The sequence below is a fragment of the Methanoculleus sp. UBA303 genome, assembly GCA_002501655.1.
Taxonomy (GTDB): domain Archaea; phylum Halobacteriota; class Methanomicrobia; order Methanomicrobiales; family Methanoculleaceae; genus Methanoculleus.
On record DANY01000021.1, the window covers coordinates 1 to 14,321 of the forward strand.

General features: G+C 65.4%; 14 protein-coding genes. 11 read left to right on the forward strand and 3 right to left on the reverse strand.

Features of this window, described 5'->3' with window-relative positions:
* On the reverse strand, positions 1 to 167 hold a 167-nt coding region (locus tag BP846_RS04175), incomplete at its 3' end, for an antitoxin VapB family protein (protein WP_292392848.1).
* Positions 168 to 607: 440 nt separating this feature from the next.
* On the opposite strand from BP846_RS04175, the gene BP846_RS04180 reads away from it, so the two are divergent.
* From BP846_RS04180 to BP846_RS04215, 8 genes are all read left to right on the forward strand, one after another.
* Positions 608 to 1,774: a Fic family protein gene (locus BP846_RS04180; RefSeq protein ID WP_292392795.1), complete on the forward strand. Its 1,167-nt coding sequence runs from the start codon at positions 608 to 610 to the stop codon at positions 1,772 to 1,774.
* A 322-nt stretch (positions 1,775 to 2,096) separates the two neighbouring features.
* Positions 2,097 to 2,363 carry a hypothetical protein gene (locus BP846_RS04185; RefSeq protein ID WP_292392796.1) on the forward strand — a complete coding sequence of 89 codons (267 nt, stop codon included), beginning with the start codon at positions 2,097 to 2,099 and terminating at the stop codon, positions 2,361 to 2,363.
* The gene (locus tag BP846_RS04190; protein WP_292392797.1) at positions 2,360 to 3,961 is read left to right on the forward strand and encodes an Ig-like domain-containing protein; all 1,602 of its coding nucleotides are present in this window, start codon (positions 2,360 to 2,362) and stop codon (positions 3,959 to 3,961) included. The genes BP846_RS04185 and BP846_RS04190 overlap by 4 nt, the downstream gene beginning before the upstream one ends.
* A complete protein-coding gene (locus tag BP846_RS04195) occupies positions 3,942 to 4,754 on the forward strand; it encodes a DUF4350 domain-containing protein (protein ID WP_292392798.1) in 813 nt (270 codons plus the stop codon). Before BP846_RS04190 ends, BP846_RS04195 begins: the two co-directional genes overlap by 20 nt.
* Complete coding sequence (locus BP846_RS04200; protein ID WP_292392799.1) at positions 4,747 to 5,718, forward strand: AAA family ATPase; 972 nt, start codon at positions 4,747 to 4,749, stop codon at positions 5,716 to 5,718. The genes BP846_RS04195 and BP846_RS04200 overlap by 8 nt, the downstream gene beginning before the upstream one ends.
* Positions 5,719 to 5,720: 2 nt before the next feature.
* Positions 5,721 to 6,971 carry a DUF58 domain-containing protein gene (locus BP846_RS04205; RefSeq protein ID WP_292392800.1) on the forward strand — a complete coding sequence of 417 codons (1,251 nt, stop codon included), beginning with the start codon at positions 5,721 to 5,723 and terminating at the stop codon, positions 6,969 to 6,971.
* A complete protein-coding gene (locus BP846_RS04210) occupies positions 6,971 to 7,261 on the forward strand; it encodes a hypothetical protein (protein ID WP_292392801.1) in 291 nt (96 codons plus the stop codon). Before BP846_RS04205 ends, BP846_RS04210 begins: the two co-directional genes overlap by 1 nt.
* Positions 7,258 to 8,052 carry a hypothetical protein gene (locus tag BP846_RS04215; RefSeq protein WP_292392802.1) on the forward strand — a complete coding sequence of 265 codons (795 nt, stop codon included), beginning with the start codon at positions 7,258 to 7,260 and terminating at the stop codon, positions 8,050 to 8,052. The genes BP846_RS04210 and BP846_RS04215 overlap by 4 nt, the downstream gene beginning before the upstream one ends.
* Here BP846_RS04215 and BP846_RS04220 read toward each other — a convergent pair.
* Both BP846_RS04220 and BP846_RS04225 read right to left on the reverse strand, forming a co-directional pair.
* The gene (locus BP846_RS04220; RefSeq protein WP_292392803.1) at positions 8,000 to 8,974 is read right to left on the reverse strand and encodes a DUF1616 domain-containing protein; all 975 of its coding nucleotides are present in this window, start codon (positions 8,972 to 8,974) and stop codon (positions 8,000 to 8,002) included. The genes BP846_RS04215 and BP846_RS04220 overlap by 53 nt on opposite strands.
* Before the next feature lie 11 nt (positions 8,975 to 8,985).
* Positions 8,986 to 10,134 carry a hypothetical protein gene (locus BP846_RS04225; RefSeq protein ID WP_292392804.1) on the reverse strand — a complete coding sequence of 383 codons (1,149 nt, stop codon included), beginning with the start codon at positions 10,132 to 10,134 and terminating at the stop codon, positions 8,986 to 8,988.
* Positions 10,135 to 10,879: 745 nt separating this feature from the next.
* Here BP846_RS04225 and BP846_RS04230 point away from each other — a divergent pair.
* The 3 genes from BP846_RS04230 to BP846_RS04240 are packed head-to-tail and all read left to right on the forward strand — an operon-like array spanning position 10,880 to position 14,278.
* The gene (locus BP846_RS04230) at positions 10,880 to 11,071 is read left to right on the forward strand and encodes a hypothetical protein (RefSeq protein WP_292392805.1); all 192 of its coding nucleotides are present in this window, start codon (positions 10,880 to 10,882) and stop codon (positions 11,069 to 11,071) included.
* Complete coding sequence (locus tag BP846_RS04235) at positions 11,028 to 13,511, forward strand: MEMAR_RS02690 family S-layer glycoprotein (RefSeq protein ID WP_292392806.1); 2,484 nt, start codon at positions 11,028 to 11,030, stop codon at positions 13,509 to 13,511. The genes BP846_RS04230 and BP846_RS04235 overlap by 44 nt, the downstream gene beginning before the upstream one ends.
* Entirely contained in the window at positions 13,511 to 14,278 is a 768-nt protein-coding gene (locus BP846_RS04240; protein ID WP_292392849.1) for a PKD domain-containing protein, read from the forward strand. The genes BP846_RS04235 and BP846_RS04240 overlap by 1 nt, the downstream gene beginning before the upstream one ends.
* The last annotated feature ends 43 nt before the right edge of the window (positions 14,279 to 14,321 follow it).

Consider the following 14,321-nt stretch of genomic DNA (forward strand, 5'->3'; position numbering starts at 1 on the left):
CTCCTTGCCCGTTCGAGATGAAGCTTGATATTTTCTACAAGCCGCCGCTTATTTTCGTGCTCGATCATCTCCTCCAGCAGCTCCGAGAAGGTCATCCCCGGCTCTCGCATGTTGGAGAGGGCAGCCCGGACCTCTTCTCTGACAGTGATGCGTTTCGTGGCGGTCATGGCATCTATGGCATAGGTACTGCCGAAAACATTGCCTGGTGTACCGGGTACTCTCCGGCGATCTCGTCTTCCTGTCACCGGACGGTAGAGAGGAGGTACTCTCGTACCGGTGAGAGAGGGGCCGTGCAGAACCAGGTAGGTCGGCCTCCTCCGGAGATCGGGTACAGGCCGTATCGGGACACCGCGCTACAGAAAGGTTCAGCGGGAAAAGACCAGGACGCCGCCCTCCGCCGCCCGGTGGGCGAGGGGGTTCGTAAGCTCGCTTGCCGTGTAGGGGAAGAGATCGACGCCGATCCCGATACGGGAGAAGTACGTGAGGTACGCGGAGACCCGCTCACACCGCGACCAGTTCTAAATTAAGCAAACTTAACATAGACGGAGATCTACCTTTCTAAGTAAACAAAAGTTAACTTAGAAAATGCTCATCTCACAGGTGCTTCATGCAAGAGAGTCGATATGGACATTTCGTTCATCAAAAAGGCGGATATAACGCTTTCATACCAAAGAGCCTTCCACCCGACCCGCCGATCGTGTACGATGAGACGCTGCAGTACCTTCTCTCGGAAGCCGACCGGGCGCTTGCAAGGCTCGACGGCATGGCAATGACGCTCCCGAATCCCGACCTGTTCATCGCTATGTACATGAAGAAAGAGGCGCTGCTGAGCTCGCAGATTGAGGGGACGGAGGCCTCGCTCAAAGGGGTTCTGGAGTTCGAGGCGAACCTGAAGCCGACGGAGAACATCAACGACCTCCTTGAGGTCGTCAATTACCTGCGGGCCATGGACAGCGGGCTGGAACAACTCAAACGTGCTCCGATATCCCTGGACCTCATCAGGGATATCCACCGCGTCCTGATCAAAGGGACACGGGGCTCGGATCGGGAGCCGGGTAACTTCCGGACCGTCCAGAATTACATAGCCCGATCGGGAGCTACCTCGATCCGGGATGCCGTCTTCGTGCCGCCACCGCCGGAACGCGTTGAAGCCCTGATGAAGGAGCTTGAAGCCTTCATCCTCGCAAAGGGCTCTGTACCGCCGCTCATCAAGATCGCCCTTATTCACGCCCAGTTTGAGACCATCCATCCGTTCCTGGACGGAAACGGCCGTATGGGGCGGCTACTCATAACATTTTACCTCTGCTGGAAAGGGATCCTTGCAAAACCGCTCCTTTACCTCAGTATCTACCTCAAAAGGCACCGGGAGGAGTACTACCAGATCTTGAACGAGATCCGGACAGATGGAGCATGGGAGGCATGGCTTCGGTTTTTCCTGCAGGGGGTTATCGAGGTATCCAACGAGTCGATCGCGTCGGCAAGGGAGATCATCCGGCTAAAGGACGGTGTCGTCGATACGCTCCTCAAGCACGACATCGGCGGAGCGAACGCTGTAAAATTGGTGTATGCGCTCTTCGATGAGCCGATCATAACCACACGCGAGGCAGCGAAGGTGCTCGGGGTGAGCGGGCCGACGGCCTACCAGTTGGTCGGGAGGCTGGAGGATATCGGCATCTTAAAGGAGATTACCGGCGGACGACGGTACAAAAAGTACATGTTCGCAAATTATGTCTCGATCATCGAGCAGGGAACCCGGCCGGGTCCCGGAAATTGAGAACTTCATCGACGGGCCGGACCTTTCAGGAGGGGTGTGCCTGTCCGATAGCAACGGGCCGGGTCTCATACCGGCGAGCGCGTGGCCGACACGGAAGCCGGCCCCCCACCCCGGTTAACCTGCACGAGCGAGCCCCCTTAATCAGGCAAACTTAACGTAGACGAGGAAACCCCCTTCCAGGTAAACAAAACGTAACTAAGACGAAACCCGGAGAGACAGGCCGGGGCGCCCCCCCGGGACCGCCCGGATCTCCCCGCCCGCCCGGACCGAAAGGATACAATTTCAATAGGATTATCTCTCGCAGAGCCGAATTCTAGTCAGGATGGCGGTTGCGAAGAAATACTATGCTGCGGCCGTACTCGCAGCCTGGCTCATCATCGTCGCCTTCTTCATGGTCTTAAACCGCACCCTCGACCTCGAGGTCTTCTTCGTCCTCGCCCTCATCGGGCTTCTGGTCGTCGCGGTCCTGATCGATGGGGCCTTCTCACAGCCCCGCTACATGCGGTATATCGGCTACCTCATCGCCGCCGGAGTCGCCCTCTTCGCCTACATCGTCGTGGAAAAAATCCTGGAGATCCTTGCCGCATGAACCGCCGGGCCTCGCATATCATCCTCGCGGCGGCAGCCGTCCTCGTCCTCGTCCTCCTCGCAGGAGAGGCGGCGAGCCCCGTCCTCTACTCGGCCGAGAACACATCGACCGCCGCCCACGCCGACCCCGCGACCGTCCAGAAACGATCGCCCGGGAACGCCGCGGCCGTCGTCCCCCTGATGGACGACCTCCTGGGCCAGACCGGGACCCTCGCCCTCACGATCAAACTCAAGGACTACGAGAGCGCCGAGCGGGACCTCGCCCGCTACACCGACCTCTCGCGGCAGTTCGACCGGCTCGTCGTCACCCTCGACGTCTCCGGGACCGACATCGGCGAGTTCCAGCAGAACAACCGGCAGAACCAGGAGGCCCTCGCAACACTCTTAAACGATACCCGGCGGTTCGATGACCTCCAGCGCCTCGAGGTCGAGGTCCGGGGCGACGACGACCGGCACATGGCCGTCGTCTACGAGGGCGAGGCCCTCCGGCAGAAGATGCGGGAGGGCTTCTCCGCCTACGCGAAGAGAGAAACCGAGACGGTCCAGATCGCCGAGCACTACGACGTGAACGCCACCCCCTACCGGGAGAGCGTCGAGGACTACGCGGAGGTCGCCGACGCCGCGGACGACTGGCGGGAGGAGATCGGCGGCGGGAGCGCCCCGAGATCCCCCCTTGGTATCGCGGTCACCCCGGACGAAGGGCGTTACGGGGATCTCCTCCTGATCGGCGGAACCTACGCCGGCGGAACGCCGGGAGCTCCCGTCGAGGTCTACGTCGACAGCCGGATCGCAGAAACCGTCACCCTCGATGAGAGCGGCGGCTACGCCTACCCCTACAGTGTCGACCGGGTCCTCGCAGGATCGCACCTTGCCTACGCGACCGCAGGCCAGGTCTACTCCACCGTCGCGACGTTCGAGATCCTCCCCGGGAACACCGCGATCACCCTCGCCCTCGCGGAGGTGAACGGGACGACCGTCGCCTGCACCGGGAACCTCACGACCGAGGACGACCGCCCGGTCACGCTCGCCCCGGTCCTCCTCCGGGTCGATGACGGCACCCTCATCGGGACCGAGACCGACAACAACGGCACCTACAGAAAGGAGATCGTCCTCCCCGCCGGGGAGCACACCCTCAAGGCGGAGTTCCACGGTGCGGGCTACCCCTTAAACGCCTCCGAGAGCCCGGCGGAGACGGTCACCGTCCGGGGCGAAGGGCTCTCCCCCCTCCCGTTCATCGCGGCGGGCGCGGCCGCCCTCGGCGCCGGGTGGTACCTCCGGCGGCGCCGGCCGGAGGAGAGCCCCCTCACAGAACCACACGGGATGGTGGATGTTGTAGAAGAGGTCGTCGAGACCCCGCCACGGGTCGAGATCGCGGGCCTCCCCCCCCGCGACGCCGCGACCGTCCTCTTCCGCACACTCCGTGCCCGGCTCGGTCTCGCAGAGACGAAGACCCCGCGGGACTGCGCCCGCATCGCCCCGGCCCACGCCGGGTTCTTCGAGCGCTATGAGCGGATCCGGTATGCCGGCGAGACGCCGTCGGAGGAAGAACTCCGCGCGATGGAAAAAGTTGCCCTCGGGGGTGACGAGACTGCAGCGTGAGGCCTGGGCGATCCTCCTCATCCTCCTCCTTGCCGGCGCCGCGGTCTTTGCCCACGTGACAACCACCCCCGAGGAGTACAGCCGCTACAACACCGGCTGGAACGGCACATCGGGCTTCGCCGGGGAGGAGGTCCGGGACCTCAAACCCGGCGTAACCCTCCTCATCCTCGCGCCCGATCAGCCCTTCACCCCCGAAGAGGTCGGCTACTGCCGGGCGTTCCTTGATAACGGTGGAGATATCATCATCGCCGACGAGGAAGGGGCCGCGAACCCGCTCCTCGCCGACCTCGGAAGCAGAATAAGAGTCCGGCCGGGGAACCTTTCGAGCCTGGAGCGCGACCACACCGACCCCGGGCTCTTCCGGGTCCAGGTCACCGGGAACGCGAGCCTCTTTGCCGGGATCGAGACCATCCGGGTCAACCGCCCCGCGGCGGTCGAGGGGGGCGAGCCCCTCCTCGAGACGTCGGTCCTCACCTGGGACGACGCCGACGGCGATGGCAGGATCACCGCCAGCGAGACCTTCGGGACCGCGGTCGTCTGCGCGAAGGAAGGCAACCTCACCGTGCTTGGCGACCCGAGCCTCTTCATCAACGCCATGCTCGCCGAGAACCCGGAGTTCATCGACAACCTTCAGCCGGTCCGGATCGACGGCGTCCACAGCAGGACCGGCACCGCTAACCCGATCATCAACACAAGACTATGGATACAGGAGACGCCACTGGCCGCGGCGGCCCTCGCCGCCCTGGCCGTCCTGCCGGTGGCCTACCGGTTCGGGAGGAAGAGAGATGAGTGACAACCTAACCGAGCGCATCGAGACGATCGCAAACACCTACGAAGATATCCGGCTGATTGCCCAGCAGGTAGTCGTCGGGAACCGGACCCTCATCGAGGAGATCTTCATCAGCATGATCAGCGGCGGCCACCTCCTCATCGAGGGGGTCCCCGGGACGGCCAAGACCACCATCTGCAAGATCATCGCACGCCTGATCGACTACGACTTCAAGAGGGTCCAGGGGGCCGTCGACCTCCAGCCGGCTGATATCATCGGCGTCCGGATCTACGACCGGAGCCGAAACGAGTTCATCCTCCAGAAAGGCCCGATCTTCACGAACTTCCTGATGGTCGACGAGATCAACCGCCTGACCCCGAAGACCCAGGGCGCGCTTCTTGAGGCAATGAGCGAACGCCAGGCGACGATCGACGGGACCACCTACCCGCTCGGCGACCCCTACTTCGTCATCGCCACCCAGAACCCCCACGAGGCCGAAGGGACCTTCCCGCTCATCGAGGCCCAGTGCGACCGGTTCATGTTCAGCACCGTCCTCGAGCACCTCGACCCCGAGAGCGAACTCGAGGTCCTCCGGCGGGAGCGTGCCGGGGAACTGGACTGGAAGGTCTACCAGAACCGGATCACCCCCGTCCTCAGCCCCGCGGAGGTGAAGGTCATGGCCGCGGCCGTCCGGGAGGTCAGGGTGGACGAGACAATCCTCGGCTACATACGCGACATCGTGCTTGCGACGCGGTCCCACGGCGACATCCGGCTCGGCGCGAGTTCCCGTGCCTCGATCGCCCTCCTCCGGGGCTCAATGGCCCGTGCTGCCCTGAACAACCGGGACTACGTCATCCCCGACGACGTCCGGGCCCTGGCCCTCCCGGCGCTGCGCCACCGCGTCATCCTCTCCCGGGAGGCGGCGATCACCGGAGTCACCCCTGAAGCGGTCATCACCGAGATCGTCGAGAGCGTCGGGGTGTCCTAGGGATGATCCGGCCGACCCGGACGACCGGGGGAATCGCGGCCCTCGCCCTCGCCCTCGCCGTCGTCGCCCTCCCCCTCGCGAACCCGGCCGCGGCCCTCGCCGCCGGCTCTCTCGCCCTCTTCCTCTTCTGGCGGGCCTGGCGATTCGAGCGTGACCTTTTCGCTGCGGCCACCTCTCTTGCGGTGAACCGCGACGTCGACCGGACGATCCTCCGGCAGGGAGCGGCGGCGACCGTCCGGGTAAGGGTCGACCTCGTCACCCCGCCCGGCATGGAGATCCGGGTGCGCGACATACCCCCGGCGGTCGCGAGCGGCGGCGCCCCACTCTCTCTGCCCGGGAAAGCCGCGGCCTACACTATCCGGCTCATGGCCCCGGGGGAGACGGCGTTTGGGGGCGTCGTCCTCCTCGCGAGCGACGCCTTCTTCACCCGCGACCTCGCCTGCCGCCGCCCGAACGCCCCGCACCTCCGGGTCTTCCCCGTGGGGACCACCGAGAACGGCAGGGGGACGGGAGCCGGCATGGGGGACGCCGAGGTGGACCGGCGGGCGGCCCTCGCCGGCCAGGGCATCCGCGGGTTCCGGCCCTACCGGTCGGGCGACGACCCCGGGCAGATCGACTGGAAGGTCTCGGCCCGGCGTGACACCTACTACATACGGCAGCTGACCGGGCTTGAGGGCGGGACGCCCCTCATCGCCGTCGACCTCCCGCCCCGGGCGGGCGACGACCCGGCAACCTTCGCCCGGTTCTCGATGGCCGTCTGCGGCGCGGTGGAAGGCGCGATCACCTCCCGCGACGGCTGCTCCCTCCTGGTCGTCGCTGGCGGGGAGGTCGTCCGGTTCCTCCCCCGGACCCTGGATATCCGGGAGGCACTCGCAGCCCTCGGCGGGCTTGCCCCGCTCGAGCCCCGCGCCCCCCTCTACCGGGCGCCGGGGCCCGCCGTCCTTGCGGCCCGGGCGGCCCGGGCACCCGGCGCAGGGGCCGGACGGGAGGAGAGGGCCTACCGGGAGAGACTCGGCGATCTGCTTGCCGCGTTTGCGGCACAGAGCCCCGCGCCCTTTGCGGCGGCGGTGCGGGCGGCCCTCGGCCGGGCGGAGGCCTCAGAGGTCCGGCTCTACTCCCTCCTTCCGATAGGGGACCGGAGCCACCTTGTCCAGATCGTCCACGAGGCAAAGGTCCGGGGGATGCGGGTCGTCCTCCGGGCTCCCGCCGGCTCGCCCGCTCTCCCCGGGGTCGACGTCGTGGAGGTGCTCTGATGACTGACCGGGGGTTCCTCCTCCTCTGCGCGGGCGAGGTCCTGGTCGTCGCCGCGGGCGATATCATGGTCGCGCTCATCCTCCAGGTGATCGTCCTTGCCGCGTACCTCGGTGACCGGCGGGGCTACTGGGCCTTCATACCGGCCGCGGCCCTCTTCGCGGCCGTCCTCGCGGTCTCCGGCCACGTCCTCCTCCCCCTCCTCGGTCTCGCGGCCGCCCTCGGCTGCGGCTATGCTGCCCTCACCCTCCAGGACTATCGGCTCACGCTGTGGGCAGGAGATGATGCATGACCGCAAAAAGCCCCTACCGGGGGGCCTTCCTCCTCATCCTCGCCGCCGCAGCCCTCCTCGCCCTCGCGGCCGCGACCGGCCGGGGGGACATCACCACCGCGACCCTCGTCCTCGCGGGCGCCGGGTGCTTCATCGCCGGGGTCTTCCTCCTCGCGCTCCACAAGGGCGAGCCGCTCGACCCGGAGCTCGCCGCCCTCCTCCCGGTCCAGGGGACGATCACCGTCGCCACGCTCTGCGCCGACCTCGGCGTCCAGGGGGACGCCTGGTTCGTCCCGGAGGCGGACGGAAGCGTCGTCGAGGTCATACCGGTCGCCGGCGCCCTCCCGGAGAACCTCGGGGACGACTACTCCTACATCACCGCAGACGGGGAGTGCGCCGTCCGGATCGCCCCGGCCTGCACCCCGCTCCTCGCGCGACTGCGGGAGAAGCACGCCCTCGAGGTGCCGACTGAGGACGAAGCCCTCCTCGCCTGCATAACGGAGGTCTGTGAAGATCTCCTCGAGGTCGCCGAGAAGACAGAGGCGAAAAGAGACGGCGCAAACATCGTCGTCACCCTCTCCGGCTACCGCCTCCTCCCGGGCTGCCGCGCGGTCCGGGCGGCCTCCCCGAAGTGCTGCACCATGGTCGGCTGCCCGGTCTGCAGCCTGCTTGCGGCGATCGTCGCCCTCGGGACGACCTGCCCAACGAAGATCGAGCACATCAGCGTCGACAAAAAGAGGGGAGCCCTCAAGGTGATCCTCACGCCGGCCGGACCCGCACCCAGAGGTGCAGGTCCCGGTAACTCGCGTTGATCCGGTCCTCTCCCGTAACCGAGGGGTCCGGCACCGTCTCGTTGAAGAGCAGGAACTCGATCCGGTTGTAGTCGGTTGACGGCACCGAGAACTCCCAGGGGAGTTCCCGGGTCTCGTTATGCGGGACCGTCACCACAAACCGGTCGAGCGGTTCGGCCGCGTGGATGGTGGACGTATTCGTCGCGGGGTCGAAGGTCTGGTTGAGGGCGAGCGCCTCGACCGTGTAGGGGACTTCCCGGTACTCGTGGTTCCCGACCCCGATGATCAGCGATTGCGCGGAACCGGCAGGAAAATCGGTCGGGTAATCCGCGGCCTTCCCGCCGGGGCCGAGGATGTAGAACTCGGTGAAGTGCTCCCCCTCTTTTGGCACAGCGATGACGTAGACGGTCGTCGCGAGCGCCACGACGATTGCAACGACGAGAAGAACCGAGAGCCCCCGGTCGAGCCGGGAGGCCTCCGGGTCGAAGAGTTCCAGGCGGACAGAAGCAAGCATCGCCCGGGCCGGGACGGTAAAGCGGTCGCCGGCCGGGAGGAGGAGGCGCCGGTACCAGGCGGCCGCGATCATCGCGAGGGTGAAGAGGGTGAGCGACGCAAGGATCGGGTCGAGCCGGATCCCCCAGGGAGTGTAGTTCAGCGCGAGCCCGATGAGGGGGACGACGGCGATCGAGAGCCCGAACGAGAGGGCGACCCGCTCGATACCGTCGAGGTCGCCCTTTGCCGGGAAGAGCGCCGCGATCAAAGCGTAGCCGGGGATGAAGAGGACCATCGCCACCCCAAAGAGGATCCGGAGGGGGCTTGCGTTCAGCACCGGGACATAGACACAGAGAAGAGTCGCGGCTGTCACGGCGGCGACCGCGACGAGGTCGCCGGGAAGGTCCCCGGCGGCCTCGACGATCAGGGGCTTTTGATCTTGGGGATCCATGGGTGGTTCTGTCAGCCTCTTCTCTTCCACCCAAGCATCAAGGTTGCGAAAGCGATGACCGGGAGGAGGGGGGCCATGGGCGCAGCGGCCGGGGTCGTCGCCGCGGTGGTCGTCGTCGCCGTCGCCGTCAGGGTGGGCACCTCTGCGGGGACCAGGAGGACGTACGAGCCCGCCCGCGAGACCGCCGTCGTGATCCGATCGCCCTCGGCCTTCGAGGGGACCGGCGACCAGAAGCCGTTCTCAAGCCTCGCGATCGTCGCCGTCGCGCCGGCCGAGGGGAGGGGGAAGGAGAGGACCGCGGCGGGGTCGAACGTCCGGTTCGCGGGGGTCACGGCGTAGGCGTTCCCGGCCGTGGACGAGCCGGGAATGATGGTGCCCTGGAAGGGGAGGGGCTGGAGCCCGGCGCCTGCAACGTCGGTCCCGGTGAGGGAGGCCTTCCCGTCGGCCGAGGTCACCGTCGCGGGTCCGGTGGTCTCGGTCGGGGCGGGGCCGGTCGAGCCCCCGCTACTGCCGCCGGGACCTGAGGAGACGCCGTCGCCACCACTGCTCTGTGTGGTGGTGGCGGTCGGCGTCGGGGCTCCTCCTCCGATGGTGATCGCCCGCGAGAGGGCCTCCGCCCCGTCGATGTAGACGGTGACCGTCGCGGTGCCGCGCTCGACACCATCGAGGGCAAACGAGATTGTGCCGTCGGCAGGCCCCTGCTTCGTGCCGAGAACCGTCAGGTCGGCGATGATGCTCGTGGCCGCGGCCTTCCCGTCGAGGGCGACGAGACTGAGGGTCCCGCTCGGGATATTGCGGGGCTGGCTGATCAAGACCTCGCCGTTCTTAGCGGTGTAATTCATGCTGACGGAGCCCCCGTCCGGCAGTTCCGCCGAGAGACGGGTCCAGTTCGTCCCCTTCGTGTAGGCGTTCACCTCTCCCGAGGTGAGGGAGAAGGGGAGGGTGAGATCCCGGGCTGTGAAGGCAAACGTGCTGTTCGGGGTCGCGGCGAACTCGCCGCGGATGCCGAGGGAGAAGGCAGCGCCGTCGGGAAGATCGTTTACGTTCACGGTGACCGTATCCCCGGACTCGATCGCGTCGGGGCTGATGCTGATCGTCGCCGCCGTTGCGGCCGGGACCAGGAGAAGGAACAGAAGCAAAAATATACCGGATTTAGTCATAAACGGAATCTCCTTTTGTTAGATACGGTATAGGTAATTTTCGAGAATAAAAAAGGCTTATGGAAGAATTGAAAAAAAGGGGCTCGTTATGAACCCGGAGGGAGCCCGTTACCACGCCGGCTCCCTCCCGGGAGGGAACCCCGGTCGACGACGCATCCTGCTTCGATCATCGGGACCGGGTAAGCATAGAACGGGAACTGTTCTAACGTCGTCGCGGAGCGCAGACAAACCCGTCCTCCAATCTCCAGGGTTCTCCAGCAGTTGCAGGCAATCGGCCTGGCGGGAGGGCGCAACCTCTGCCGGCCCTGGCAACTACATCCCGAGGTCGTCCCAAAGGGGCCTGCAAACCTCCGGTACACCCTGATCGGAACACTTACGTTCAAGGTTTCTACCATCTGGCCTATAACAGAGACCAGGATGGTGAAACGGCTTTCCACCGGGTATCACCACGCGGAGAACGACGTTCCGCAGGAACGGAGTTTGAGAAGACCGAAGGTCTTCGAGCGGGGGACAACCTCTCCCTATAATGCCCTACGAGCCCGCAGTAGTTCGGCATTGCGCCTGCCTCCGGCATCCCGGGCCGGTTAATAGCGGTATATTTATGGCACCCGGCGCAAGACGGAACGTTGCGCACAGGAAGGACGGCTTCAGCCGGTTTAGCGTTCTTGTCTCTGTTCAAACCCCGCACAGGCGGCACCCTGCGTAGATCCAGCCTCTTCCGGTAACGCACTATGGAGATCGTATTATGATTCCCAATCGAGTGATAGTTTCGATGATCGTCGCCGTGGCCCTCCTGGCTGCGCTGGTTGTTGCACCGGCCGCGGCGGCGCGGACAATTACGACGAATGGCACCAACGTCTTTGTGGGTGAAGAGAATCTTGACTTCACCGGCGGTGTCTTTGCTGGTAACCACCCAGTTCGTTCACTACACCGGTGAGGTGGGTAAGAGTTCGATCGATAAGACCATCATGGTGACCGGTGGCGTAGTGGGCGAACTTGTCAAAGGCATACCGACCGGACATTACTATGCGATAGGTTCGGCGAACCCCACACAGACTTATGTCAACGTCCAGAACCCTGAAGCGACGCTTGACGTAATGCTGGCTTCGTCTCCGAAGGACTCCGTGAACGGTAAGTCCATCAGCCGGGACACGTCGCTGAACTTCAAGTTTTACAGCAACGTGGACACGGGCGCCACGGCAAACGTGGAACTCACTCTGCCCGGTGGCGGTGTGGTGAGAACGTACGACGGCAAATCTCTGTCGTTTAATGCCAATGGGCAGCTCCAGTACCTGTCCAACGTCCTCTTCGGGCAGAATGCCGAGGCCGGGACCTACACTGCCGTGGCAAAGTGGCCCGCCGCTTCCGACTTCTACGGGAAGGGCTTTGATTCCAGGGCCGTGACCTTTGAGGTCGTCACGAGAACGCTCGGCATCTCGGTCAACAAGGACACGGTCGTCCGCGGCAACAGTTTCACTGTGACGGTCGCCGGGGAGTCAAAGAGGAACTACCGCCTCTACGTCAGGGAGATCGGCGGCGTTGCCCCGGGAGCGTATCCGGTGATTGCGCCAGGCCAGATTGCGGTTAATTACGCTATCCCTGGTGAGAACGACACGTACAGAACCGTTACAACCAACGTCGCAGGCACCCGGTCCGTCCAGTTCAACACCAGCCAGAGCACCGGCGAATGGCGGTTCACGATCCGTGTCGAGGATCCGGCAGCCCCGGAGATCTACGACGAGGCCAGGGTGCGGGTCGAGAGGGGTGCGGTCACCATCGTCGCATCGGGCACCGGCACCTACGCCATCGGCGAGGAGATCAGCCTCTCCGGCACCTGCAGCGACAGCAACACCGTCTACCTCTTCCTGACCGGTCCGAACCACCCCACCAACGGCATCAGGTTTGAAGACATCAACACGGGAGTTATCGGCGCAAGGGTTCAAACCGGCAATGAGAGCACCTTCACCCGGGTAGCCGTCGAGGCCGATGATACCTGGACCTACCGGTGGGACACTTCCCGCGCCAAGAATCGTCTTGACGCCGGCGGCTATACGGCCTATGCCGTTTCGGCGCCCCGCGGCAAGGACTCTCTCGGCGGCGTTCCCTACAGCACGGCTTCCTTCAACCTGAGGTCCCCCTCCGTCACGGCAACCGTGAGCGGCGCCACCCTGGCAAAGGGGGACGGCCTGACGATCGCCGGGACCGCAACAGGCAACCCGGCCAATGTTTGCGTCTGGATCTTCGGTACGAACTACCGTAAACTCCAGCAACTCGTCCCTATCGGGCCCGATGGTGCATTCGAGTACAGGCTTGCGCCCGGCGATACCGCGAACCTGCTCTCCGGCCAGTATTTCATCGTCATCCAGCACCCGGCCGACGGTGTATTTGACGTCTGGGCTTCCGGCACCCTGCTTACGGGCAACGGCATAACGTCGGTCGACCTCGCCACCCTGCAGGCTGCCGCGGCAGCAGACGCGCTGATCACCGCCCTCGACTCCCCGAACATCGATGATATCTATGCAAAATTCACCGTTGTCGTCGAGGAGCCCTACGTCCGGATCGACCCGATCGGCAACCAGACCGCGGGCAGCGCGTTCCCGATCACCGGCACCACGAACCTCGCGGTCGGCGATACGCTCGCGGTCCAGGTGGTCCCCGCTGTGTTCGATCCGGGCAACAGTGCAGGCGTCGCCGGTGTTGCGATCGTCCGGAAGGGTGACGGCGCGAACATCTGGTCCTTCGAGGTCGGCGCGACCGATCTTGGGCCCGACCGCTACGAAGTCGCGGTTGAGTCGATCGAGACCGGTGCATCCCGGACCGCGGCCTTCAACGTGATCAAGGGGCACGAACCTCCGCCCTCCGGCCCGGCGCTCACCCTCGCCCCCGGCTGGAACTTCGTCTCCATCCCCCGGCCGCTCGCGGCAGGGAACGACACCGCGGCGATCTTTGCCGGTGTCGGGACCGGCGGCCGCTCGGCCCTCCGGTACGATACGGCCGCAGGGGACTGGACGCAGCTCGCGGAGGAGGACCGGATCAGTCCCCTTGAGGGGATCTGGATCTACTCGACCGGGCCCGCGACGGTCCCCCTGAACTTCTCGACCGTCCTCCCGGTTCCGCCGGCTGAACGCGCCCTCTCCACGGGCTGGAACGCCATCGGGATCACCGGCACGACTCCGGCGACGGCAAGGGACACCCTCTACTCGGTCAACGGGCAGTGGACGACCCTGATCGGGTTTGACGCCGGGGCCCAGGCTTTCGAAACCGGGATCGTCAACGGCGGGAGCGGCGCGAATGCCGATACCAGATCGCTCCACCCCGGCCAGGGCTACTGGCTCTCCATGACCGGGCCGGGCACCCTCTACGCCATCGGAGCGTGATGCGGGTGAAGGAGATCGCCTGGATCTGTGTTCTCCTCGTCCTCATCGGGACGGCATCCGCCGTCCCCCTCCTCCCCGCGGAGTTCTGGGGCTCGGTCACCATCGACGGAAATCCAGCACCGGCCGGGACCGTCATCACCGCCCGGATCGACGGCCGCGACTGCGGGTCGCTCACCCTCGAGACCGCCGGGGTCTACGGCGGGGACGCTACGTTCGATAAGCGGCTGCTCGTCTGCGGCAGGGATGACGACGCCAAGAAGACGATCACGTTCTTTGTCGATGGGATGAGGGCCGCCGAGACGGCGGTTTACGATCCCGGCACCTCTTCCCGCCTCGATCTCGCGGCCACGTCGGGAGCAGGCTTCTCGGCGGACGTGACGGCCGGGGTGGCGCCGCTCACGGTCCGGTTCACCGACGAGAGTAGTGGTGATCCGAAGTCGTGGTCCTGGGCGTTCGGAGACGGCGGGACCTCCGCGGAGCAGAACCCGGTGTACACCTACAGAACACCGGGCAACTATACCGTGAACCTCACGGTCGATAACTCCGCCGCGCTCTCCCAGCCCGGTTACATCACCGTCACGGCTCCGAAGGGCGACGTCACAGGCGACGGTAAGGTCGACATCGGCGACGTCGCCCGGGTGGCCTACATGGTCGTCGGGAAGGCGGCGGTCGACCCTGCCGCCGACTTCAACGGGAACGGCGTGGTCGACATCGGGGATGCCGCAAAGATCGCCTACTTCTTCGTCGGGAAGATCGGGGCGCTGTGAGGAGCGTGCCTGCGCCCTCCCGGCGCAGGGCACTTCCCGGTTT